Annotated in this window: 23 protein-coding genes, 1 pseudogene and 1 riboswitch; of the genes and pseudogenes, 2 read left to right on the top strand and 22 right to left on the bottom strand. The window is 44.3% G+C overall.

Annotated elements, in window-relative coordinates:
• Nucleotides 1-116: 116 nt before the first annotated feature.
• From B9A22_RS04435 to B9A22_RS04505, 16 genes and pseudogenes are all read right to left on the bottom strand, one after another.
• Nucleotides 117-320 (bottom strand): annotated as a pseudogene (locus B9A22_RS04435) (DDE-type integrase/transposase/recombinase); the annotation flags it as partial.
• A 332-nt stretch (nucleotides 321-652) separates the two neighbouring features.
• Nucleotides 653-1,138 (bottom strand): pyridoxamine 5'-phosphate oxidase family protein, encoded by a 486-nt coding sequence (locus B9A22_RS04440; RefSeq protein ID WP_084574505.1) that lies wholly within the window; start codon nucleotides 1,136-1,138, stop codon nucleotides 653-655.
• A gap of 147 nt (nucleotides 1,139-1,285) precedes the next feature.
• A riboswitch (guanidine-I (ykkC/yxkD leader) is annotated at nucleotides 1,286-1,381 on the bottom strand.
• 255 nt (nucleotides 1,382-1,636) lie between these two features.
• Complete coding sequence (locus B9A22_RS04445; RefSeq protein WP_084574506.1) at nucleotides 1,637-3,604, bottom strand: hydantoinase/oxoprolinase family protein; 1,968 nt, start codon at nucleotides 3,602-3,604, stop codon at nucleotides 1,637-1,639.
• Nucleotides 3,605-3,706: 102 nt separating this feature from the next.
• Nucleotides 3,707-5,158 carry a trimethylamine methyltransferase family protein gene (locus B9A22_RS04450; protein WP_084574507.1) on the bottom strand — a complete coding sequence of 484 codons (1,452 nt, stop codon included), beginning with the start codon at nucleotides 5,156-5,158 and terminating at the stop codon, nucleotides 3,707-3,709.
• A gap of 44 nt (nucleotides 5,159-5,202) precedes the next feature.
• Nucleotides 5,203-5,838 (bottom strand): corrinoid protein, encoded by a 636-nt coding sequence (locus B9A22_RS04455; protein WP_084574508.1) that lies wholly within the window; start codon nucleotides 5,836-5,838, stop codon nucleotides 5,203-5,205.
• Between the two features lie 336 nt (nucleotides 5,839-6,174).
• Nucleotides 6,175-6,360: a hypothetical protein gene (locus B9A22_RS24940; protein WP_176215396.1), complete on the bottom strand. Its 186-nt coding sequence runs from the start codon at nucleotides 6,358-6,360 to the stop codon at nucleotides 6,175-6,177.
• Entirely contained in the window at nucleotides 6,353-7,147 is a 795-nt protein-coding gene (locus B9A22_RS04460; RefSeq protein WP_084574509.1) for a methyltetrahydrofolate cobalamin methyltransferase, read from the bottom strand. Before B9A22_RS04460 ends, B9A22_RS24940 begins: the two co-directional genes overlap by 8 nt.
• A gap of 109 nt (nucleotides 7,148-7,256) precedes the next feature.
• Nucleotides 7,257-8,888, bottom strand: coding sequence for a BCCT family transporter (locus tag B9A22_RS04465; RefSeq protein ID WP_084574510.1), 1,632 nt, complete (start codon nucleotides 8,886-8,888; stop codon nucleotides 7,257-7,259).
• 173 nt (nucleotides 8,889-9,061) lie between these two features.
• Nucleotides 9,062-10,222 (bottom strand): NAD(P)/FAD-dependent oxidoreductase, encoded by a 1,161-nt coding sequence (locus B9A22_RS04470; protein WP_084574511.1) that lies wholly within the window; start codon nucleotides 10,220-10,222, stop codon nucleotides 9,062-9,064.
• Nucleotides 10,219-10,494 (bottom strand): (2Fe-2S)-binding protein, encoded by a 276-nt coding sequence (locus tag B9A22_RS04475; RefSeq protein WP_084574512.1) that lies wholly within the window; start codon nucleotides 10,492-10,494, stop codon nucleotides 10,219-10,221. The genes B9A22_RS04470 and B9A22_RS04475 overlap by 4 nt, the downstream gene beginning before the upstream one ends.
• Nucleotides 10,495-10,505: 11 nt before the next feature.
• Nucleotides 10,506-10,988: a hypothetical protein gene (locus B9A22_RS04480; protein ID WP_084574513.1), complete on the bottom strand. Its 483-nt coding sequence runs from the start codon at nucleotides 10,986-10,988 to the stop codon at nucleotides 10,506-10,508.
• A 14-nt stretch (nucleotides 10,989-11,002) separates the two neighbouring features.
• Nucleotides 11,003-12,073, bottom strand: coding sequence for an NAD(P)/FAD-dependent oxidoreductase (locus B9A22_RS04485; RefSeq protein ID WP_084574514.1), 1,071 nt, complete (start codon nucleotides 12,071-12,073; stop codon nucleotides 11,003-11,005).
• Nucleotides 12,070-12,423, bottom strand: coding sequence for a (2Fe-2S)-binding protein (locus B9A22_RS04490; protein ID WP_245823794.1), 354 nt, complete (start codon nucleotides 12,421-12,423; stop codon nucleotides 12,070-12,072). Before B9A22_RS04490 ends, B9A22_RS04485 begins: the two co-directional genes overlap by 4 nt.
• A gap of 545 nt (nucleotides 12,424-12,968) precedes the next feature.
• A complete protein-coding gene (locus B9A22_RS04495; protein WP_084574515.1) occupies nucleotides 12,969-14,732 on the bottom strand; it encodes a sigma-54 interaction domain-containing protein in 1,764 nt (587 codons plus the stop codon).
• Nucleotides 14,733-14,848: 116 nt separating this feature from the next.
• Entirely contained in the window at nucleotides 14,849-17,080 is a 2,232-nt protein-coding gene (locus tag B9A22_RS04500) for a pyridine nucleotide-disulfide oxidoreductase/dicluster-binding protein (RefSeq protein WP_084574516.1), read from the bottom strand.
• An 87-nt stretch (nucleotides 17,081-17,167) separates the two neighbouring features.
• Nucleotides 17,168-20,086, bottom strand: coding sequence for a molybdopterin-dependent oxidoreductase (locus B9A22_RS04505; protein WP_084574517.1), 2,919 nt, complete (start codon nucleotides 20,084-20,086; stop codon nucleotides 17,168-17,170).
• 198 nt (nucleotides 20,087-20,284) lie between these two features.
• Here B9A22_RS04505 and B9A22_RS25260 point away from each other — a divergent pair, with 198 nt between their 5' ends.
• Nucleotides 20,285-20,425, top strand: coding sequence for a hypothetical protein (locus B9A22_RS25260; protein ID WP_176215397.1), 141 nt, complete (start codon nucleotides 20,285-20,287; stop codon nucleotides 20,423-20,425).
• A gap of 58 nt (nucleotides 20,426-20,483) precedes the next feature.
• Here B9A22_RS25260 and B9A22_RS04510 read toward each other — a convergent pair whose 3' ends face one another.
• Nucleotides 20,484-21,011 carry a DVU_1555 family C-GCAxxG-C-C protein gene (locus B9A22_RS04510; RefSeq protein ID WP_245823796.1) on the bottom strand — a complete coding sequence of 176 codons (528 nt, stop codon included), beginning with the start codon at nucleotides 21,009-21,011 and terminating at the stop codon, nucleotides 20,484-20,486.
• On the bottom strand, nucleotides 21,012-21,197 hold the full coding sequence (locus B9A22_RS04515) for a DVU_1557 family redox protein (protein ID WP_084574518.1): 186 nt from the start codon (nucleotides 21,195-21,197) through the stop codon (nucleotides 21,012-21,014).
• Nucleotides 21,198-21,366: 169 nt separating this feature from the next.
• Here B9A22_RS04515 and B9A22_RS04520 point away from each other — a divergent pair, with 169 nt between their 5' ends.
• A complete protein-coding gene (locus tag B9A22_RS04520) occupies nucleotides 21,367-22,224 on the top strand; it encodes a MerR family transcriptional regulator (protein WP_084574519.1) in 858 nt (285 codons plus the stop codon).
• Between the two features lie 167 nt (nucleotides 22,225-22,391).
• Here the strand turns inward: B9A22_RS04520 and B9A22_RS04525 are convergent, their stop codons facing one another.
• Genes B9A22_RS04525 through B9A22_RS04540 form a run of 4 tightly spaced genes read right to left on the bottom strand, consistent with a single transcriptional unit; the run spans nucleotide 22,392 to nucleotide 25,109 of the window.
• On the bottom strand, nucleotides 22,392-22,925 hold the full coding sequence (locus B9A22_RS04525) for a 2-oxoacid:acceptor oxidoreductase family protein (RefSeq protein WP_084574520.1): 534 nt from the start codon (nucleotides 22,923-22,925) through the stop codon (nucleotides 22,392-22,394).
• Nucleotides 22,925-23,749, bottom strand: coding sequence for a thiamine pyrophosphate-dependent enzyme (locus tag B9A22_RS04530; RefSeq protein WP_084574521.1), 825 nt, complete (start codon nucleotides 23,747-23,749; stop codon nucleotides 22,925-22,927). The genes B9A22_RS04525 and B9A22_RS04530 overlap by 1 nt, the downstream gene beginning before the upstream one ends.
• Nucleotides 23,749-24,888 carry a 2-oxoacid:acceptor oxidoreductase subunit alpha gene (locus B9A22_RS04535; RefSeq protein WP_084574522.1) on the bottom strand — a complete coding sequence of 380 codons (1,140 nt, stop codon included), beginning with the start codon at nucleotides 24,886-24,888 and terminating at the stop codon, nucleotides 23,749-23,751. Before B9A22_RS04535 ends, B9A22_RS04530 begins: the two co-directional genes overlap by 1 nt.
• The gene (locus B9A22_RS04540; protein WP_084574523.1) at nucleotides 24,885-25,109 is read right to left on the bottom strand and encodes a 4Fe-4S dicluster domain-containing protein; all 225 of its coding nucleotides are present in this window, start codon (nucleotides 25,107-25,109) and stop codon (nucleotides 24,885-24,887) included. The genes B9A22_RS04535 and B9A22_RS04540 overlap by 4 nt, the downstream gene beginning before the upstream one ends.
• Nucleotides 25,110-25,144 lie beyond the last annotated feature (35 nt).

Below are 25,144 nucleotides of genomic sequence, written 5' to 3' on the forward strand. Positions count from 1 at the left end.
TTACAATGGGAATATTCTCCTTCAATAAATAAAATCCTTTATCCAGATAAACTAAATTTGTGGTTCTGGTGCGAGAATTATACAAAGACAAAGAGCCTCCATCTTTCATTAGAATATCAAGCTGTGATACCCATAACCTTGTTTATAAATTTAGCCTCAGAAGGGACAGATTGAATTTCTTCAACCTGTCCCTTTCTAATCATATGCATAATTTCAATACCACAAATTGTTTTTTTAGCAGTTCCAAAGCTGTCAAATCCCAGCATTGGCTTAACCTTTCGTTTTATAAACCGATGGTCCTGCTCAATAATATTGTTTAAAACTTAACTTTCCTCAGCGTTGTTTTTACTGACATGCTCCCATCATAAATTAATTCATAAATTGCAACTTCGGTTGCTGCATATTTGTCTGTTGTGGAACCTCTTTCGGTACTCCTCCTCGATCTTTTGAGCGCATTGCCAAAACCAGAATACTTCTGACACTTATCATCAATGCGATCACTCTCAATATATCAAGGAAACAAAACGAACCGTCCCCTCGTATCCTTTTGGTATCCGCTTTGCTTTATCGCTTATTGCCTCGTTAATTATAACTCGTAATACACCATATCAAAATCTGCTCAAAAGTCGAGAAAATACTGGAAAATAGTGAATTACCCTTTAGCTCTGACGTATTCAATGGCTTCCTTTCCAGTTATGTGTTCGACGTCAATTGCAATAATATAAGCTTGCGTACATCCAGTTATTTCCTTATGTTTAGCTTCTTCAGGTTGATCTCCTGAATACTTTTCAACTAAAGCCTCAAAAGCTTCTAGCCATTCATCACCTTCTACAATTCTTGCTTTACCAAAAGCAAGAACGCTACGGAAATAAGTAGTATATTTTTCACTTACTATTGTATCTTCATCTATTACTGAAAAAGATACCTTTGGGTTCTTCGTAATAGCATCGATTTTATGTCCAGCTTTTGCTGAATGAAAATAGATTATGTCATTGAAATAGACATAGCTAAGTGGAACTGCGTAGGGATAATCTTCATCACCTAAGCACGCCAGGACACCATTTGTACATCTGTCCATTACAGCTACGGTGTCTTCCATTGATAATAATTGCTTACCTCTTCTCATTTTTCTAAACATTAGTTATTTCCTCACTTTCATTATTAGTGCTTACTAATTTATCTACTTATATTTTTGTTTATCCAATCAACTTTAAATCAACAGCAGAGCCAAGCACAACAACAAAAGAAATAAAGCCCGGGGAAATAAACTGCCATATTGCAGCTATTCTCCCGGGCTTTTATCCCTCCGTGCTACAGTCCGTAGACTGTCGTTTTCTCTCGGACCAGACCAGCGAACTGCGGAACCCTAGAAAACTTTTTATTACATTGAATAATATTATACACAATTACTTTGAGTTGTCAAGAATCCCTGCAGAAACAGTGTGTTTAACTTTTGTGATCATGTCATTTTATCTCTGGATCAATCGGAGCGGGGGTACGCCCATATTTGCCACGTACAAGATCCTTTATCTTTCTCGGCACTACTTTGTAGTGACCAAGCATGATCTGGTCTGTGGGTTGCTAAAAAACCTTCATATTAACTATTTGATAAAGCACCCTATTAAAATCCTATTTATTACCATTTTGGACGGCCTAACACTATTATCGTAATTCTAGTTTCCAGAAGAATTTTGTCTCCTAATCTTTTATTTGAGTCGGCATAGACATCTTCAACTTCCATTACAATCTCGATATCGGTTGCTCCTGATTGTTCAGCCATTTCTTTTGCATGTAATCGTCCTTGTTCGATGCCTAATTGCTTTGCCAATTGATAGTCTGAAAACGTTTTTCTTTCCCAGGGAAAATGTAATGTTGCTCCGTTTCCAGGCATAGATTTAACAATAATCTTCAGCTTCTCGACCACCTGCCCGGATACCGCACCAACAGCATTGGCAACATCAGCGTCCTCGGGTGTAATTAACTCACAATCCAACTTTTTGGCGATTTGCGACAAATAGGCATGAGCCGGTGCGCCGATGGCAATGATGGGATAATGAACGCGAGCGCTTAATCCCAAGGTGTCTCCGCCTGCATGCAGCGCCTTTTGGAATAAATATTTAATGTCTTTATTCTTATGAAGCAAAATCGAACTGCCTTCATAGTTGAGCAAGCTTTGAATAACCGCAAAATAGAGATTTTCCATAATGGCATCCCAGGCCAGTTTCAAGAATTGTTTAGCACCCACGCCCAATTCTTTAGCCATAATGGCTACACCCAGTTTTGCGGCATTAGTATCCCAGGAAATATACTGTCCCATAACATGCAGCAAATCGGTTGGCGTCAATGATATTTTAACCAAAACGTCATTTCCTGCCAAGCGCCCCAGGGTAGCTAACAGTTGAAAATCTTGCAGCCCTTCATCCTGCAGCTGCCTTGCCAAATAGACAAAGGTGTGCGGGCCGTCTGCCAGCAATTTTATGATGTTTGCCTCCACCGCCGTGCATTTGGAATAATTGTCTTTTACTAACATAAAAGCATCTGTAGGCTGAAAGTTAGTCCGGCAGCTTTTTGTTTCCGCCTGCTCGCTTATTTCTTCCTGAAGATACGGGTATTGCTTAACTACCAGGGATAACGGCCATACCTTTTGCGGGCCAACCGCCAGCTCCTTGTCGGCATTCAAATGAATATAGCTGTCGCCGCCTATGCCATATGTATATATTTCTGCTGCCTCAACCCGTGTCAGCCAGTTGCTGATCATGGCGCCTTCCGGACTGATGCGTGGCTTGCCATTCTTTAATATAGCGATATCGGTGGTTGTTCCACCCATATCCATGACGATAGCTTCCGAACATCCGGCAAGCGTAGTACTGCCAACAACACTGGCAGCCGGTCCAGAAAGAATAGTGTCTATGGGTTTCTTCCTGGCGGCTTCCTCGTTCATCAAGGTACCATTACCTTTTACAAGCATTAAAGGTGCTGTGATACCCATGCTGATCATAACCGTTTTTACAGAAGTGATTAACTCCGCGATAACCGGAATTAGTTTTGCGTTTAATACCGCCGTTACTGTCCGCTCGTGGAAACCCAGTGCTGTTGTTAATTGATGGCCGCATACCACCGGAATTCCCAGCTTATTGATGACGATATCGCGAGCGATTGTTTCATGCTCAGGATTGCGGACACTGAAATAACCGGAAATTGCCACTGCCTCCACTTTGCCGTTAAACCTGTCCAGAGCCAAATTCATGCCATTAGTATCAAGCTCAGCCAATTGATCTCCCTGAACATCATGTCCGCCTGTAACAACCTCAACATAGGGGGTTGGTATTACATCTATCGGCGGATGACCGATTAATAAGAGGCCAACCTCACACCCCCGCCCCTCGACGATAGCATTTGTCGCCAGGGTCGTCGACAGTGCCACCCCTTTAATCCTTGCCCAATCATCAAAGTTCAACGCTTGCAGGCAGTTAGTTATTCCTTCCACCAAATTGCCATATGTGGTTAGCGCTTTGGCTTTGGTAATTATTGTTTGTTCGGAATCATCCCATATTACGCCGTCAGTATATGTGCCGCCGGTATCTATGCCAAGTCTGTACGCCATTTAATGCATCTCCCTTCTCGCTTAAGAGATAAGGAAGAGCCTTCAACATTGCGAAGGCTCTTCCTTATCTCTATTTGGTTAAACCTAAGCCTTCAACAAGAATTAATACAGCTCGTCGCCTTTAATTTCAGGGAATTTTGCTCTGATTGCAGCTTTTACTTTAGAATCTACGGGTTTCGGAATATGTTTATCCAGGATTTTATCCACAAGCTTCCTTGCGCGATCTTCGGCTGTTAACGAACCTGCTTCCTCCCATCTAATGCGCGTCTGCCTGTCAGCTATCTTGGGGAAGAAAAATTCTTTTCGAACATACTTCCCGGTATGCTCCTGATCTAAGAAATGACCGCCCGGCCCCACAGTTTTTATCAAATCATAGGCCAAAGTGTCTTCATTAACTTCGACACCCTTCATTACTCTCAAGACATTACCCAGAATTTCATTATCTGTTGCCATCTTTTCATAAGAAAATACCTGGCACATTTCCATAATACCCACAGAGTCATGAATGAAATTACAGCCGGCCAATCCGACTGTCATTGCCGACAATGCACTTTCGTAACCGGCTTGACTATCGTTAATCTTTGCATCTGTCATGCCGGCAGTTCCGTACATCGGCAATCCATAATACTGAGTCATCTGCGCAAGACAGGCACTAATCATGCCGCCCTCAACGGAGCCTGCCATGTAAGTTCCTTCACGCATATCCATAATACTGGAAGTAGAGCCATAAAGAATGGACGCTCCCGGATTTACCAGCTGAGTCAAGGTTATACCTGCTAAGACTTCGGCATTATTCATCGCCAGCGTAGCAGCGATGGTTACCGGCGATGTCGCACCTGCCAACGGCTCTGAAGCGACAGTAACAGGAATGCCTTTCTTGGCAATTTCAATCAAATAGTCAGTATATTCCCCATCCATCATCAATGGGCTAATCATTAAAACAATAAACGAAATGATCGGGCGCTGCCGCAGTTTTTCCGCACCGCCAGCAATCTCCTCCGCCATGGCGATAACGTCTTTGAGACCCTTCATGGTATACATGCCGCCCTGAACGTGTTTGGTAGTGTTGGTGATTGCCCAATAAAAACGGTTGATATCTGAGGCAGAATCAGGAACATCCTGCGGATAGGTATTTACCACATAAAAAGCGACGTTATTGCAATAATCAACCATTCTTGCTATATCCCGCACATCTTTCGTCGTGGTTGTCCGCTTCTCTCCGGTATCCCGGTCAAGTGCGTATAAAACCGTGCCGCCTGTCCCATAATGGGTACGGGCCTTTTCCAAATGCAAATCATTATCTGGATTCTGAGCGTAAAGCACTACTTTGGAAGGTGCTGACTGTATAGCCTGCTTAACCAGGCTTCTGGGGATTTTAACTACTGCCGTTTCATTATCGACAATAGCCCCATTTTCCGCAAATATTTTGCGGGCTTCCTCACTTTTTACCATCATACCGATTTCTTCGAGTATCTTCATAGATGTTTCATCAATTTTTTTAATATCTTCAGGTCCTAACAATTTCAGAAGCCCGCCGTCGGGTGCAGAAAACATATGTAATCCTCCTTATATAATATGTTATTGTGCTATCTTTACAATTAAGCTCCGGCCAATTGATCAGCCAAATCTACTGCCCGTACAGCATCGGCAGCATAATGAGCGCCAATATCCTTCGCATAGTTATCAGTTACTACCGCACCGCCAACAATAACCTTAACATTATTGTAAAGACCAGCTTCTCTTAATGCCTCCATGGAATCCTTCATGGCGCCAAGTGTGGTTGTCAATAGTGCGCATAGCCCCAGAATCTTGGGCTGATGACCAGCAACAGCTTTAACAATTGTCTCAGGCGGAACGTCCAAGCCCATATTAATGACCTCATAGCCGGCTCCTTCCAGCATAAGCCCAACTAATTTAATGCCAATGTCATGCAAGTCTCCTTTAACAGTTGCCAAAACTACTTTCCCTTTCTTAGGCGCTTCACCGTCTTTTAATTCTGGTCCCAGCGTTTCCATTCCCAAGGCCATTGTTTTGGCGGCAAGCAAGACTTCCGGAACGAATAACTCGCCCTCTTTAAACAATACCCCGACTTCACTCATGCCTGCAAGCAGGCCTTTATTCAAGATATCCTTCGGCGCAAGGCCTGCATCAAGTGCTTGTTTCACCAGCCCTTGAATTTTGCCTGCTTCTCTTTCAAGTAAGCACCCGGAAATTTTTTCAAATAAGTCACTCACATTTGTACGCTCCTCTCAAAATTTTGTTTTAGATTTTATGCTAGCTCCACCCATTATTACTGCAAGTTGCGTGCCAAGCTACCCTTAATTGCGCCGCACAACCCCAGACAGGAGTACATATTTTCCAACTAACAAGTTCTATACTAATATGAAAACCGCTGTCGAGGTCTTTATCGTCATTGCGACGACGGCACAGGACGTGCCTAGTGTCGAACGGGCCATGGACGGCGAACCGTTCGACTGAGCGACAGCGACGCGGCAACAAAATTATGTTCAATCACATCTCACTTTGATACTGATTGGCAGAATGCGACTTTATCCTCATCACTAAAATCCCTATATACTCAGCCCAATAGCCGCTTTGTACTCCAACATCTCACCTTGACATGCAGTAAGTCTCAGTAATATATCAACAATATAATTACCGGCATGCCGAAACCGGCCGGATACCGTCCACTCGATTTTCAGGATAAAAAAACTCCCGGTCAGATAATCCGGCCGGGAGCGAGGGAGTTTATTCAAACAGCTTATTGCGGTAAGCCCTAAGATAATTCGTACAATATTCATCTCTCCCCCGTAAAGTTTCGGCGGCAATAATACTGGCCATGAACTCTTTATCAAGCGGATTCATAATCATACCATCCAGGCCCCGGTCTATAGCCATAATCCCGAAGGTTCTATTTAGGAATTTGCGCACAGGCAAGCCAAAGGATATGTTGGATAAGCCGCACATGGTGTGAATGCCAGGATAATCATGCATAATCATCTCAATAGCTTTCAAAAATTCAAGACCATAAATGTCACTGGTGGATAGCGGCTGTACCAGGGGATCGACATAAATCTGATCCAGGGATAGTCCTTTTTTAACAAGGCGATTAATCAGCTCGTCAGCAATCTTAACCCTTGCCTCCGCCGTTTCCGGCATCCCCTCATCACTCATGCATAAGGCGACAACCTTATGCGCTGTTCCGCCCACCATCGGAATAAATGCCTCATATCTTTCTTTCTCCAGTGAAATGGAATTGAGCATTGCCGGCCCTTTATGAACCTCTAAGGCAGCCTCAATGGCTTTAGGGTCAGGACTATCGATACAGCAAGGCCCGTCAACAGCCTCCTGGACTAAGGTAACCAGCCATTTTAGATAGTCAGCTTCTTTACCGACAAAAACTCCCGCGTTTACATCAATATAATTGGCACCGGCCGCATGCTCGTCTTTAGCCACTTGTTGAATGTAACTGACATCCTCATTCCTGATGGCTTCTGCGATCGGCTTGCGACTGGCATTAATCAGTTCTCCGACAATAATCATAACATCCACTCCCCTATAATATAAAATGCCTATACTACTGCTGGCTCAACGATCAATTGCCCTTTGGCGAATCATTCGATACTTAAGAGGTTAATGTCAATTTGGTGATTCAGGTAGAGCTAGTTAATTTGGCAGTATTCTCTTCTAATGCCGGGGACTGTTGGACAACATTAGCATCAATAACACAATCTTGCCTCAGCATTTTAATAGTTGAATAACAAAGAGCAATCATGATAAATACAAAGGGCAATACCATTATTATACAAAGGGTTTGTACCGGTTTAATTCCGCCTAAAAAAATCTCGATTGCCGCTGCTCCAGCTAGAGCGATCCCCCATAGTATTTTTAAACTGGTTCTAGGACTTTCATCTCCCCCACTGGAAAGCATACCTAATACAATCGTTCCTGAGTCGATCGAAACCACAAAAAAGGTAAATGCTACAAAAAGCAAAATGGGAATAATAAGCTGGACAAGAGGGAACTGTGCCATCATCACATAAATAGCACTTGATACATCAGTATTTACTGCATTCATAATTAATCCTTTGGTAGCCTGAGTCATTTCGAAATTTAATGCAGTTGATCCAAAAATGCTAAAAAAGACAGCATCAAAAATTGAAGGAACTATTAAGGCTGCAATTATAAACTCACGAATAGTACGCCCTTTAGAAATCTTGGCAATGAACATTCCAACAAAAGGTGCCCATGTAATCCACCATGCCCAATAAAAGATCGTCCAGCTTCCGGGCCAGCCAGTATGAGCAACCGGATCGGTCCAAAGACTCATCCTTATAAAATTTTGTAAATACAGCCCGGTGGCATTTACGGTATTATCTAAAATAAATGTTGTAGGCCCAGCAATGAAAATAAATAACATTAAGCCTAGTGTACAAATCATACTAATATCGGATCCAACTTTAATTCCTTTTTCGATGGGGAGACATGCAGAACACAAATAACAGATACAGCAGATGGCCAGTATCGGCATATACAAGTAATTATCTAAAGCAACTCCATAATTAAAGGAAATCCCAGATGCTAACTGCATAGTTCCCATACCCACAGTAGTGGATAGACCAAAGAAAGTTATCACTAAAGTAATAATGTCAATAGTTTTTCCAATTGGCCCATATATCTTATCACCCATTATTGGATAGAACATACTGCTGATTAATGCAGGTAGTCCCTTTCGCCAAATCAGAAAAGCCATGGGTATACCAATAACTACATAAACTGCCCAGGCACTAATACCCCAATGGAAGAATGAGATAGCCATAGCCCATTCAGCGGCAGAGCTACTAAGAGGTGCACCAGCATAAGCAGGGCCTGCAGTATAATGATAGAGTGGTTCAGCAATAGACCAGAAAACTAATCCGATTCCCATACCAGCGCCAAAAAGCATTGCAAACCATGAAAAATTGGAATATTCAGGTTTGTCGCCATCTTTCCCCAAAACAGTACTTCCATATCTTCCAAAAGCCAACCAGAATAGAAAAACAACAAATCCAAAAACAGAAAGAAGATATAGCCAACCAAAATCTTTCGAAATTACTCCAAGAATCGAGTTCATAGTAGCACCTAACGACTTTGCATCAATAGCGCCCCATATAACAAAGCCAAAACAAGTAATTGCGGCAACAAGAAAGACCATAGAATCCAACCGTCCAAAAATCCCCCAGCTTTGGGTTACTGACTCTATTGATCGAGCAGTAAAAACAAGATCATTTCTTTTATTTTTCATAATTACCTCCTGTTTTATCAGACTGCATTCCGGCCATATGTACAAGGTTTATGGAATTAATTACCGAAAATAAACTAATTATTGCTACTATTGTGGCAAATAGTCACTTGCCATTTGAGGAGCCACTATGTCCTCGCAAGAGGTTCCGGTGTTAAGTCCTTTGGGTCGGCAGATTACAATAAGGCAGGGTCAATCACCAGTTCGCCCTTGGCAAAACGTTCAATCAGATACGGAGCCATAGGTAAAGTGGGTTCAACGCCGGCCACAGCTTCCGCGGTCAAGATGCCCATAGCGGGCGCAAACATCGTCGCCTTGGTGCAGCCAAGAGCGCAAATAAATCCTTCTACCTCCGGTACCGGTCCTAGAATAACCGAATGATCCGGACAGTTGCCATACTGACCAGCCCAGTGGCGAATGATGCGGACGTTTTTAAGTGCCGGGACCTGCCGAACTACCCGTACCGCTAATTCTTCCAGAACGCGCCATTCCGGGTTAAAATCGATAATGCCTGCTTCAACGTTCGGATCCGACCACCCAAAAAGGAATCCACCATGTTTAACCTGAGCGATATAGGTATGGTACTTAAAGGAATAGACCATTGGCCCGCCCATATAATCCAAAGGCTCGGTAATTGCGATCTGATGCTTTTCCGGTTCCACCGGAATCTTGACGCCGGCCATACGTCCGATAAATTTACCGTATTCTCCGGCGGCATTGACCACGCAGGGAGTTTCAATCTCGCCCTGATTGGTTATAACTCCTTTGACTTTGCCGGATTCTACCCGGATGCCGGTAACCTTTGTGTAGTTATAAAACTCTACTCCCCGGTCGGCAGCACCTTTTTTGAACGCCAAGGCCATTTTCATTGGGTTGATCACGCCCCCGGCTATACCGCCCTGGCCCCCACAGTAGGAGCCGCCCAAGATCTCATCTACTTCCAGATAGGGCGCCACCTCCTTGCAGCCTGCAGGATCTAGTATCTTCGTAGGGATGCCCATGGAATTCTGCAGCTTGACATGGGCCGTCAGCTTGGTAAGTTCATCCTCTGTGTAGGCGGCAATCAGATAGCCGTGCTTATCAATCTCCAGGTCGCCATAGCCGCTCTCTTCTCCCAATTTGTCGAACTCCCGCACGCTGAGCAGACCCAGCTTGCAATTGGAGACGCTGCCAAATTGCACTCTGAAATGCGCGGCGCAGCGGCCGGTGCCGCCAAAGGGCGTGTACTCCTGCTCCACCAGCACAACATTCTTCACGCCCAGCTTAGCCAGATAATATGCTGTGGAGGTGCCGGCGGCGCCGCCGCCGATAACCACTACATCTGCGGTTTTCTTCATTTTTCGATACCTCCTATGATCTGGCCAAGAGTAATCGGTTTAATTGGTATGCGGCTAACCGGAACATCTAACTCGTCAATCCGCTTATGGAGATAATTAGCAATTTCGCGTGCGATCATCTCTTTGCAGGTTCTCCCTTGACACGGTCCCATAGTACACCGCTTATGCCTTTTTATTTCCTGCATTGAGGTCACCCCACTGTCCAGCAACCGGTGCAGATCGGCCAGAGTGAAGTTATCGCAGCGGCATAAAATAATCTTTTCTTTGTCCATATCTTCACCTCCTAACGAACAGCAATGCTGCGTACGTCATAGATCAATAGGCTATCGACCAAAATGGTGATCAGACTGGTGCGGTCCAACTTCTTACTGCTGTTTACGCGGACTACTTCCGCTTTGCCGACAACGCTGCCGTCACGTCCGGTCGCATCCACAACATCGCCTTTTTCAGGCAGTGGAGACATCTCATAGGGGAACGTGATCTTGACTTTACCGTTGCCCACGGTTTCATCAATCACGAAGCAAGCCAGGCCCGGGCAAACGCCTACACAGAGAGTGCAACCGGTACAGATGTCGTGATTACATTTGGGCAATTCGTTGATTTCCTTCATTGTAACGGCATGCGCGGTGCAACTGGTGACACAGGGATTACAGGGGATTGGCTCATAGCATTCCATAACCACATAGGGTCCGTGTTTCCTTCTCTCGGCGGAAGGAAGCAGCTGTTCAAACATTTCTTTACTGGCAATTCCGGTACTTTCTAACACTGTGATTCCCTCCTTTACAACATAGCCAAACCATCGCGGATCTTCTTACCGGTGTCGCCGGCACGAAGCTCGCATAGGTTATCAATATATTCTTCGCGTTTGGCAACCGCCTTGGAGCAGTTCATGCCAGTGGCAATCGCAGCCGAAATACCGGCGATACTGCCTTCAATCATGGCGGCAGTGGCCTCTTCAATGCAGGACACGTCTCCTGCCACATAAACGCCGGGTGCCGTGGTTTCCATGTTTTCGTCGCGCTTGGGAACAAAGCCTCCCAACTGCGGGATATACCGTATTTCCGCGCCGGTATGCATTATCAGTTCGGAGAGCGGCGCAAGCCCGACGGACAGACAGATGGTATCTGCCGCGATTTCCCGCTCGGTACCGGGAATGATCTGGAATTTATCGTCCACATCCGCCAGTACGGCGCCGGTTACATATCTGTCGCCCAGAGCGGTCTTGACTGTGGTCTTAGTATAGATGGGTACGCCGAAACGGCGAACCTTGGAAGCATGGACCTTGTATCCGCCGATAACCGGCGCTGCTTCCACAATGGCGACCACCTTCACACCGGCCTGCAGCAGTTGGTAAGTTACGATCAGGCCGATATTGCCAGCGCCAACCATCAGTACTTCCCGACCGGGCTTGATGCCGTAAACGTTCATCAGCGTCTGTACGGCGCCCGCGCCATACACGCCGGGCAGGTCGTTATTTTCAAACTGCAGCATCTTTTCGGCCGCTCCGGTGCAGATAATGATCTTATCCGCCGTCATCCGACGGTATAGTTTGTCTTCTTCATAAGCAATCACACGATCGGAGTAAATGCCCAGAACATCGGTATTACGTTTGACTTCAATTAAGGGATTCTTCGCTATTTCATCGCGCAGGATATTAACGATCTCAATACCCCTGGAACCGGCACGTTCTCGTTCCGATCCGAAAAAACGGTGAGTCTGCTTAATCAGCTGGCCGCCCAGTTCGTCCGATCGGTCCATGAGAGTAACGCGGACACCCTCGCTTGCCGCCGCCAATGCGGCGCTCATTCCGGCCGGTCCGCCGCCGATCACGACAATATCGCTAAACTTCATTTCTGAACGCCTCCCATCAAAGAACCGTTGCCTGACTGCAACTTAACCACCATACCATTCTTCAGCGGTTCTACACAGACGCGTACATTAGGTATGCCGTCTACCTCCATCAGGCAAGATGAACAATTGCCGATAGCGCAGAAAAATCCGCGGGGACGGCCATAATGCTCGCGCAGCTCGCGCACGCCATTGGCATGCAGCGCGGCGGCTATCGGTTCTCCTTCGTACCCCTCAAAAATTTGATCCTCAAACCTGAACTGGACTGTTACACCATGTTCAAATGTGAGTACCGGATGATTGGTAATCCGTAGTGTAGCAGGCTCGCCCCCGGCAATCTCAGCTTTCTTCAATTTATTTCATCTCCTCATCTGCGAATTTCTCGTCCCTGTCCTGTCCCAGATGACATCTGTCATTAATGTTCTTTCTTCTGGGGAAACTCTAAAATCGGGTGTTCCATTATACGCAATTTCATTCCCTCCTTTCTTGGTAGTCTTATTAAGTTTCGCTTCCGCTTAATATATTAAGCAAAATCCATGCCAATTTATCACAATATCAGATTTGCCTTATACATATAGCATCCCGAAATTTTTTTAACATCTTTAAATTATTGACGCAAAACAGTACATTTCAATAATCCAGCGGTTTGTTCGGGAAATCATACAATCTTCGATTAGGAATAAGCATATTTTAAAAACTAATAGAATTCATTCCAACAAGCTCGGAATAAGCCGTTTTTTTGAAAAATTCAGTAAATTCATCTAATATTTAGACATTCTTTTTTCTCCGCATATATAAACAAGGGTGAAAACATTGATTTTCTCCACATATCAAATTGATACGTGAATATATCAATTTGATATCTCGCTTTTGCAGACCGCCCAAAGAGGGATTTCATCTAAATTTCCATACCGCCAAGGTGAAGCTTCCTAATTTTTCGATATACTGTCGCACGACTTATACCAAGATACTCAGCTGCCTTGATCCTGCCTGCTTCCGTCCAGCCGAAGCGATCCAATGCTTTCTTAATACTAAGTTCCTCGATCTCTTTTAGGGTTTTAACTACATTCTCCACCTTTATTTCTCGAAACTGAAAAGGTAAATTATCTTCTGTGATATACTGCTCCTTCTCCATATTAATCGCGTATTCGATAGTATTTTGCAGTTCACGGACATTCCCTTTCCATTCGTAAGACATAAAAATATTCTTTACCTCTTGGGATAATCCCAAGATAGTTTTATTAAATCGCTTTGCATACTTCTTAATAAAATAATCCGCTAGAACTAACACATCATTTCCACGTTCTCGAAGTGGCGGGATGAAAAGAGTAATAACATTCAGCCTGTGATATAGGTCTTCTCTAAACTGTTTATTTTGAACCATATCCAATAATCTGGCATTTGTCGCCGCGACAATTCTAACATCAATCGGAATGCTTTTTACGCCACCAATCCTTTCAATTTCTCTTCTCTCGATGGCACGCAGAAGTTTTGGTTGGAGGTATAGTGGCATAGTATCGATCTCATCAAGAAACAGCGTCCCTTTATTTGCCATAAAGAATTTTCCGTGCTTGCCCATGTTGCTCGCCCCGGTAAAAGCCCCTTTTTCGTAGCCAAAAAGCTCACTTTCCAATAATGTTTCCGGGATTGCGCCACAATTGATTGCGATAAATGGATGATCCTTGCGTTGGCTCTCACAATGAATGGCTCTGGCAAAAAGTTCTTTACCAGTTCCAGTCTCGCCAATCAACAAAACCGTCGATTCGTTTGAGGAAACAATCCTGACCTTTTCTTTAAATTTAACAAACTTCGGATCTTCACCAATTATATCTTTTAGAGTAATGTCATTTTGTTTAGAAGCTGTCGCATATGCCATCTGAGTTGTATCTTTATAGTCCTCGACCAAACATATGCTTCCTAGGAGTTCTTCCTTGACTACAATTGACTTCAGGTTGCAAAGTAGATATATATTTTGATTTTGAATATTGTAAACAATTTCTTGATATTCATTTTGGTGTTCTTTATTTAGTTGCAGAGCGGGAAAAATATCTTCAATATACGCACCCAGCAATTCATTTTTATTTCTTTTTATTTTTTGTATTAGGTAATTATTTATATTAACTATTTTATATTTTTTGTCTAAAACAATTACTCCTTTATTAATATTATCTATTACCATATTCATGAATTTTGCATCGGTTTCCAATTGTTTCATCATTTGATTCTCTTTAACTTTGGAGCTGATCAAGTTTGCAATTTTATCCACAAAATCCAACATAGCATAATTATTGTATTCAATTAAATCACTTTGTTCTTTATTCTCGGCGACAACCCCAATAACACCAATAATTCGTTCTTCAAATTCTATGACCGCATAAACTGCTTTTTTATAGTAACATGTGCCCTTCATTCGGCATGGTTTGCAAGCAGCCTCCAATCCCGGATTGTTTACAATTATTTTCTTTTGCTGCACATCGGTTCCGAATACAAAACGGTTTATAACTCCATCCTTTAGTATAGGCCTGCCAACCAGTGCCCTCGCCTTCCCAGTTCCAGCGATTCTTGCCTCGCGATCAAATATTTCAACATCCAATTTTAATGCTGCATTAGCTGCTTCGGCAAATTGTTGAACAACATCTTTGATCTGAGCTAATGAATCCACGCTTCTCCCTCCCGGTCACAAATTTTATCCGATGACTAAGTCGCTCTAAAACTCTCGCTTCTGTAAGCGGGAGTTATACCCAAAGGGCACACTGGGCAACACTATATTTTACTTTCCTACTCTTCCACGCTCATTCTATGGCTATATGCGTTAAGCAAATTGACCCCTTTGTCAACGGGGATATATTCAACCCAGTAGGTCACGTTGCCTATTTTTAAATTGCCGGTAAAACTGCCCGAGTCAGGGTGAAAAACTTTATTTTTACTACTTTCACAGTTCTTAATGACTGCTTCGGCATCAGTTTCCAGTATCATTTCATTATTGAGCTTTTGCCGTATTTCGGGTGTAATAATTAAATTCATTTTATTGTCCCCCTTCTCTTTTAACTCGTCCTGCCAAATCTCTTTTAACAGTTTGCTTTTGAGGCTTGTACGATTATTCCTTCGTTCTGTCAAAGTGGGCGATTTTCGAGCCGAGGTATTTAATCCGAATATAATGTCCAGCATATGATAAACCGGTTTTTCAGCTAAAGCAAAAATATCCCGGCAGTTAGAGCAATATGTGATATAGGGATTGCTATTTTGCCTTACTCTTATCTTTACAACCTCATTAGTAAAACGCGGGTTGGCGATTGCCACCTGACCACCCCAACTACAACATTGCGCAAGCTTTCCTTCCAATGCAAGCGGCTGAAGGCTGTAACCCGACTGTGATGCAAGATTGCGAATGGCATGCTGCAACTCAGGTTCCCCTCTGCTGGCGCAAGGGTCAAAAACCGATATAGCCTCTCCTTGCCCATTCATCACTGGGGAAATTCCCCATTCCAAAAACAGTTCGTAAAGAGTTACGCCGTCAATCGCTGGTAGATACTGCTTAAACATCTTTTTACAGGTGGGACAAGCAAATACTGCTTTGGGCTTTCCAAAAGAAACCCAGTAAGCAAGGATTTTTTCTAATACCGCTGAATGAAGCTTTACATCACCGGCCCATTCAGCGGGAGCGCCGCAACATCCTAACATTATAGCCGTATCAGGCTGCTTAGCTAATAGCCAGCGGTAACTTTCCGTGATATACCTTGGATCAGATGCCCCTAACTGACATCCGGGAAAAAACATATAACTACTTTTATTGTATTCATCAGGAATACGGGCCAAATGTACACTATCGCCATTGGTAAATTCCATATCCCGTAACCAAAAGTCATGAAAAGCCCAAGGCATTTTTTCTTTTTCCTTCATTACTCGATGGCTTTTTAGGAGGAAGACGCCTAAGTCAATGCCTTGAGGACAAACTTCTTTGCAAAGTCCACACTGATTGCAGGTGGAAATTAATCTGGTGGCTATGGTTCCATCACCGGCCAAAGTTCCGGGATTAACCGTAGCTTCAACTTGGTCGGCTATAACCTTTGGGTGTTTCTGATAAATTCGCATTAAGTCGCAATTACGAATACAGGCATCACAGCTACATTTAATACAGCGCTGCACTTCCTGTTGGGCTTCGTCTTTAGTATAGGAATTGCCGTCTGCAGGCAACACCGGCGGAGCAATGGTCAAGCGGTCAGAATTCAACTGAAGCTGTGTTTCATATTTCTCTTCCTGGGTATTCATATTCCCGGTCTTTACATATCGTTCAATAGCATTTACGACGTGTAGTCCATCAGCAATGGCTTCACAACTATTTTTCCCCATTAGCGAACCACCCAGAAATATCCCAGGCTTTGCACTAGCAAAAGTACCTTTTTTATCAGACATTAAGCCAAAATTGCGTCCCCCGGCCCCGGTAGCGACATAAATAGCATCAAAATTGAGTTCTTCCAGTGAAGTAATCTCTGTATTCAAATGGAGCGTGTACTTTTCATACATAAACCGGCGATTAATATCACTTAAGAATATCTCAGAAAGCATAGTCTGCCATAGGTGTCCGCCGATTCGGTCTGCTTTTTCATATACAGTCACTGCATATTTTTTTTCACAAAGACGCAGGGCACAGGCTAAACCGCTAATACCGGCGCCAATAATTGCTATTGTCTTATTTTTTGCCGGCATATTGTAACTATTGGGGGTGATTCTCGCAGCATAGTTGATACTGGCCTGTTCCAGAAGCTTCATGGATATTGCCTGGTCTTTTTTTTGTCTTATACATGCCTTTTTACACGGTTCTTCACACAGGTGAGAAACAATCTCCGGAAATCCCACCGTATCATGGTAGACCCGAAAAGCCGCATTAAATCCGCCACGCTGCATTTTACCTATGAAGGATCTGACATCTAAATGAAAAGGACATAGAGCAGTGCAAAAAGGCGGTTCGTTTATTAGGCAAGCGTTTATTTTTTTTCTTTCTTGTTCCATACATTTCTCCAAATTGTGTTGCCCGGACTGTGCATATAGCCCCAGTCCGGGCAATAATTATTCAAGCCTTTACCTTATAAATATTAATTAATAGAATCTTTCATCAGTGGATCCTCCCAGCGCGGTGAACATGTCGTCACCACGGAATACCACTGGATTGGCCTTGATATTTTCCAACTCTTCATACAGATCGGAGCCAAGGAAGTACTTCTGGGGAGGCTCAATTTTTCCGCCTTTCGCCAGTATTTCCAGGCCGGCCTTTACTTTCTCAGGCCTGGCCGGCATTTCATAGATGCGCACCCCGCAGGCATTGTATATAGCGTTGAGAACAGCAACATGGCCTGAGGACTGGAATGCCTCGGAAGCCCCTGACGAGCCGAAAGGTCCGTCACTGCGCGGGTTATCGCAAGGTATGAGAATAATCTCGTCAGGAATGTCTTTAATGTAAGGTACACCGCTGGCAGCTATATTGGTATGCTTCTTGACATCGCTGTAATCCTCACTAAGGGCAAAACCGATGCTGTGGGAAATGCCTCCGTACGCCTGACCGCTCACAGCGTCAATATTGCCGATCTTGCCGACATCGTAAATGCAAACAAAACGAATTACCCGGGTCTTGCCGGTGGCGGTGTCCACCTCGACTTCGGCTAAATTCAGCACATAAGTGTATGCGGGAGTAGGGTCGCCGACACCAGTGTTCGGATCAATCCGGATAACAGGCGTTGCCGTGCACAAATATTGTGCCTCGTACTTAGTCTCTATACCTTCGGCAACCATCTCCTCATAGGTTCGATAGGTGCCATCAGGCTTGCGCATCGCGTTCATCAGCCTTTCCGCCGCGATCTTGGTGGCATGGCCGTTCATATAATGCGAACGGCTGGCTGCAGACATTCCCGAGTCGGGGCACACTTTAGTATCATTTTGGATGAGCCTGATGCGATCAGAGGTTACTCCCATTGGTTTCAAGGCTTCCAGAGTCACCATCAGGGAGCCTATATCGCCGCCCTGGCCCAAATCCTGCCAAGTGTCGTATTTAAGAATCATATTGTCAGGTGCCAATTCCAGGATAATCGTCGCTTGGTCAGTACCACCCTCCGTTACATTAAAGCCGCCCCATGCCAGGCCAACTCCCCTGCGTTTTTCCGGAGTGTCTGCCGCTTTTGCCTCTGCCACGGCTTTTTCATAAAACGGACGCATCTTATTCATCATGTCTTCCATAGGGTAATCCTTGAAGGGGAAACTGTTGATGTTGGTTTCACCCAGTCTGGCAATATTGAGCCATCTGAAGTCGAAGGGATCGATTCCTGCTTTCTCCGCCAGCATATCTACCAACGCTTCCGACAAAGTATATGCCTGGGGGGAACCATAACTGCGGTAAGCTGTACCGAAAGTATGATTAGTGTTGGCTACACGGCCAAGACCTGCCACATGAGGTACATGATAAGGGAAGAAGGTGAAACGCACAGGTTTTTCAATAACATGATCGCCGCCCCAGGAATAGGCACCGTGATCCAGCCCAATATCAAATTCAACCGCGGTAATTTTTCCGTTTTCGTCACAAGCAGCACGACCGTTGGAATAGCTGGGACAACGCTTGCCGCTGTAGTGTTGATGTTCTTCATAGGACATGTGCAAAGCAACAGGGCCATTGACTGCAACGGCGGCTGCGCCAGCCAGAACCAGATCACCGGCATTTGTCGACCAGCCAAAGCTGGCACCGTTGAAATTGTTCACAATACGGAGTTTTTTCCGCGGAATCCCCAAAGAGTTGCCAATACGGCTTATTGAAGTATATTGACCCTGAGACTTGCATTGGAATGTTAAACAATCTTCTTCATCGAAATATGCCTGGACGGTACAACCCTCAATGGAAAGATGGGGCTCGCGAGCGGAATAAAAGCTGCCTTCGACACTATGGGCAGACTCATCAAGGACTTTTATCACGTTATCGGCATTTTCCAAAGCCACTCCCTTTAACACCGGCTGCAGGCAGAAAATATTTGGCGTGTCATCATGAACACGTATGGAATCAGGCAAAACAGCATCCAAATAGTTGAGATATTCGGGGAGTTGTTCAATCTCCACCTTGACTTTAGCGGCAGCGGCACGAGCCTGATCCGGCGTATTGGCAATTGCCAGCGCCACAACATCGCCATAGCGGAATATTCTTTCGTCGCAGAGTATTTTGCGGCTGGGAAGGGTAACCGTGCTGCGTTCATGCAAATTCGCCTCAGCCATTTGGTTTGTGCCGCCGTTTGCCAGTATGTCCTTGTAAGTGATTACCTTGACAACACCCGGCATCTTTTCCGCCTCGGAAGTATCTATTTTCAATATGTTTGCATGATGAGCAATTCTGGGCTGCGCCACAGCTACATGCAGAGTTTCACCAGGCATCTTGACTGCCATGTCTTCGCCATAATCCGCAAGTCCGGTTACTTTGGAGAGAGCCGTGGGGCGAACTACGGGTTTTCCATAGCATTCGTTATCTTCAGGAAGCTGGAAAGTAATATCTTCGATCTTAGCTTCACCACGGACAACTTTAGCCGCCGCCATTACTGCATCAACTAGTTGCTTATAGCCGGTACACCGGCAAACATTACGGGTTTTCTGGAACCAATCACGAACTTCTTCCCGGGTCGGGTTATTGTTCTCCAGCAGCAAGGCATAAGCCGACACAATGAATCCTGGTGTACAAAAGCCGCATTGTACCGCACCACAGTTCATCCAGGCAACCTGCAGCGGATGAAGATTGCTAGGCGTGCCGATTCCCTCCAGGGTAATGATCTTGCTGTATTCCTCCACCGCTTTGATCTTCTTATTGCAAGAGCGAACTACCTTTTTGTCCAATATTACCGCACAGGACCCGCATACGCCTGTACCACAACCAACTTTAACACTGGTCAGCCCTATACGGCGCAATACATCAGACAAAGTATCCTTTTCCGGGCAGCAAACAACCATGCGGTCTGCGCCATTAATGTTGAACCACATCTTTCTTAATTTCATAAAATATCTCCCTTCATAAAATATATCATTTTTTAGAATTTTCGGTTTAAATTTAATATAATCGTTGACACAGCGTAAAAGTCAACAGAAATCTCTTAATTTTCCATATTTTAATAAATTGTTTTTACTTTAAATATAAACACTATTATTCAGATGAAAACGATGGGCTTATCATTAAAATAGATAAAAACAAGCCTTATGGTTTTGCAGTTTAGGGCTAAAGCAGCAAGAATTATTGCCGGACAGCGTTATTTGCAGGCGCTTATGACCTCGGGACATATGGTTGCATATTGTTTTGTTAGAGATGCAACTCCCAATAAAAATAAAACCCTGACATAATGTTAAAGCTTCCTTTTTTTACAGGCCTGCCATAAATCTGATGGAGTAAAATCAGCCATTAATTCATGCTTTCCGTATCCGGGATAAAACCATTATCCTTAAGCAATTCCTTAACCATTGAATAGGTTTCAGTGACCAATTTGGGACAACGTTGCATACGATTCCAGGGATCGTCGTCCAAAATTGTTTGACAATCAATCCCGCCGTAACTCTCGCCAAACCTCGTCTCAAACCAGGAAACGAGGTCCTGGATCATGATGTTTAACCGGTGGTCTTCCTGCTCCTCCAGTTGTCCTCTGCCTGCATACAACCCAAGCAGGCATGCGGCTCCGGTCAACACACCACAGGTTTTGCCGGCAAAACCCAGCCCTCCCGCCAATCCGTTCATTGCCCGCACCAAATCGGGATTTTCCTTGTCCTGGCGTTCAAGACCCAAAAGCAGCAGTATCTGACTGCAGTGAAAGCCTTGCAGCTTAAGTTGTGTCATGCGAACCATTTCATTAGCCACTGAAGTTTTTTCCTCCCTTGTTGCTGTGAACCCATGGGTTTTACTGTACGTATTGCGAATTACAGCCGGCAAAGCCATTTATTTATCCTCCAATTGCATTTCAACTTCGGCCATACGCCCTTTAGCCAAAGTCTCAGATATATATACTTGGCCGCACTCAGGGCATTTGAGGACATCAGTGAAAAAGCTGTTCCCCAAATATTTAAAATACGTTTTACACGGCTTAAGCTCTTTTAGGCATTTGCAGCAAATCATCCCGGCCATCGATAACTTAGCTCACTCCTTTTTTTACCATACTTGCTCATTGATGGTAAATTTAATATAATTATTGTGGGTATATGTAACTATAATTTAAGAATAACTGTTGACGCTGCGTAAAAGTCAACGGAATTTTCTCATTTTCCATATAAATGTACTATTGAAAGGCTGGTGAATGAACATGCTGGCAATTGGTCAAATGGCCAAGAAACATAATATTTCCGAGCGAGCACTGCGGTTGTATCATGATGTTGGACTGCTTATCCCTCAGCATATTGACGAGACTACCGGTTACCGCTATTACGCCCTAAGTCAGTCGACGAGAATAGACACCATTCTTCAAATGAAAGCGATGGGCTTATCATTAAAACAGATAAAAATCATGCTGGATGACCACGACTTATCTGCCTTCGAAGCCTTACTGTGCGAACAGCTTGACATGGTCGAAACAAGGATTAATGAATGGACTGCTATTCGCAACGCTCTCCAAAGAAATTTGGCAAGTTGCAAGAATTTTCAGAATTCCCCCATGCTTAATCGGGTTTATGTTGAGTACTTTCCCAAACGAAAAATATTCTATTTTGATATTGAACCTTATGATTTTGCCGTTAAGAGCGAAATCGGCAAGAATTACTGGAAAAAAGCGTTATATACTGTCAAAAGTGCTTTACAAGAAAGAAAGCTTCCACCGTCATATTTTGGCGCTGTCGGTGGTATTATCAAGCAGGAAGATATAATGCAACATTCTTTGCTTTGCAGCGGGGCTTTCATGCTGACTCAGGAAAACAATCTGAATTATGTGCAGGAGATTATACCCGCCGGGACATATGTTTGCATACTGGATAAATGGATAGCGGGAGATAGTTGTTCAGAGTTACGCGGAATCACAAAATTGCTCGATTTCATTGAAACAAATCACTATAAAATTGTCGGCAATTATTTGGGCGAAGTAATCGCCGAATCATCAATTTTTGATCCTATAAGCAGTAATGTTTTGGTAAAGATGCAAATCCCAGTAAAAATAAAACACTGACATAACGTTAAAGCTTTCAGCTTTTTATCGTTCTGCCATAGACCTGAGCTTTATTTACAGTAAAACTAAACCTGATGCAAAGAAAACGAATCTATTTTCCCCCAAAAAGGGCATGTCGCTTTACGTTTTTCAAAAAAACGTAAAGCGACATGCCCTTTTACTTTTGCTTATCTTTCCGCCTGCCCTAGAGCAAAGCCGGTTTCAAGCGCTTTCTTATTAAGTTCTTCAGTACCTTTAGGCACTCTGGCCAATACGGCTCGAGTTAAACATTCAAGGTCTACTACACCCGTAAAACCAGCTAATGCACCAAGCGCAGCAATATTGGCAGACATAACATTGCCCAGTTCAGTACGGGCAATATGGGTTATTGGCAATGCCAGTACATGAGCGTGAACTTCAGGCATGGTTTTTACAAGAGTGGTATCGACAATCAACTTGCCGCCTTGTTTCAACAAACCAATATATTTGCTCAAGGCTTCCTGGCTCATAGCCAGTAGAATATCTACCGAAGTAGCTTTGGGATAATCAATTTCCTGGTCGCTAATAATAACTTCGGATTTGCTGGCCCCGCCTCTGGCCTCAGGGCCATAGGACTGGGTCTGGATGGTCTCTTTACCATCCAGAATAGCAGCTTCTGCTAAAATAATGCCGGCTAGAATAAGCCCTTGGCCACCAGTACCGCTCAAGCTAATTTGCCACATTACTTATTCCCCCTTTTGGCCTGAACATGAGCAATCAGTTTGTCATATTCAGCAGTAAACTCAGGGGCTTCTGAACAGTGAAGCTCACCAATAATAAACTTGTCTTTGAGTTGTTCTTGCGAGAGCTTGGCAACAGCCTGAACAGGAATTGCGTATTCTTTCTGCCATTCCATCATTTTAACCGCTGAACCCATTTTGTTTTTGCGTCCGTAAGAGACAGGACATTGTGTTATGGCCTCAATAACTGAGAAGCCTTTATTCTCAATGCCTTTTACAATCAGGTTGGTCAGCATATTGGCATGGAATGCGGTAGACCGGGCTACGTAGGTGGCGCCTGCAGCAATTGCTAATGCACCAATGTCAAACGAACGTTCAATATGTCCAAAGGGTGCTGTTGTTGATCTACTGGCTACAGGGGTAAGCGGCGAGGACTGCCCGCCTGTCATGCCGTAAATGTTGTTATTAAAGATAATGGTGGTAATGTCAATATTCCGTCTGGCAGCATGGATGAAATGATTGCCGCCAATAGCGGTAGAATCACCATCACCGGTAATAACCAACACATTTAGCTCAGGCTGGGCCAGTTTAATGCCGGTAGCAAAAGTCAGCGCTCTGCCGTGTGCCGTATGTACAGTATTAAAGTTCATATAGCCGGATGCCCGGGACGAACAGCCGATACCTGACACAATAATGGTTTTATTCTGATCAAGACCTAATTTATCAATAGCGCGGATAATGGAAGCTAAAATAATACCATTGCCACAACCTGGACACCAGATATGGGGAAAGGCTGATGTCCGCAAATATTTTTCGATGTCTGCCATTATTTAGCACCTCCTGCTGCTGTAACAATAGGTGTCAGTATTTCTTCCAGCTTAAACAGTTCGCCGTCAACTCTAGTAACAGATACTACTTTGTCCTGACCTACGTACCGCTCAATTTCACCGGCTAACTGGCCATAGTTCATTTCAGGCACAATTACCTTTTTAGCTTTTACTGCCGCCTGTTGTACAATAGACCCTGGGAACGGCCAAATGGTTATCAGCTTTAAGAGTCCAGCCTTAATCCCTTGTTCTCTGGCTGCCTTAACAGCGGCAATGGCTGCCCGGGCTGAGCCGCCATAGGATATAACCAACACTTCAGCATCATCAAGATAATGCTCGGTATAAAGCGTCAGCTCATCTCTAGCATTATCAATTTTAGTATGTAAACGTTCAATCAATTCGGCAGTAAGATTATTTGCCTGGGTAGGCTGACCCTGATAATTATGAACCAAACCTGTTACATGATAATAATAACCTGAACCAAAGGAAGCCATAGCCGGAATTCTGTCAGCATCCGGTTTGTACGCCTGATACTCACTTGGCGGCACAGTCGGCAGTTTACGATTAATGATCTCAATTTCATCGGCCTCCGGCAGTTCTACCCGCTCACGCATGTGGCCGATAACTTCATCTAATAATAAAATTACAGGTGTACGCAACTTTTCCGAAAAATTAACGGCCTTGACTGTTATGTCAAAACACTCACGCACAGAAGCCGGTGACAACGCGATTACGCCACGGTCACCATGACTGCCCCAGCGCGCCTGCATAACGTCCCCTTGTCCCGGTGATGTAGGTTTGCCGGTACTAGGGCCTAAGCGCTGTACGTTTACAATTACCACCGGAATCTCTGCAATGGAAGCATAGCCAATTAGCTCCTGCTTCAAGGAAAAACCCGGACCACTGGTAGCAGTAAGTGCTTTTACTCCTGTCAGAGCTGCGCCACATACTGCACCCATGCTGGCAATTTCATCTTCCATTTGAATAAACTTGCCGCCTAGCTCAGGCAGCCTTTCGGCAAGTATTTCTGCAACTTCGGTACTCGGGGTAATGGGATAGCCGCCAAAAAAACGAACTCCGGCCGCCAGTGCTCCTTCGGCACAAGCCTGATTACCCTGCATTAAACGAGCCTTAGTCACTTGGTATCCCTCCCCTCAGTTTCTACCTTATTTGGTTCTTCTTTAGTTACTTTCACAGCATAGTCCGGGCAACGCAGCTCACATTGACCGCAGATAATGCATTTATCCGGATCTTTTACATAAATTTTGCCCATATCGTCTAAATCCAGAACGGCTTTCGGACAAAAATGCACGCAGATACCGCAGCCTTTACACAGCTTAGGTTTAACAGCCAGTGCCATAACGAATTTTCACTCCTCTTCCGGTCATATTTAAT

Origin of the sequence: Sporomusa malonica, from assembly GCF_900176355.1 — a bacterium.
GTDB lineage: Bacteria > Bacillota > Negativicutes > Sporomusales > Sporomusaceae > Sporomusa > Sporomusa malonica.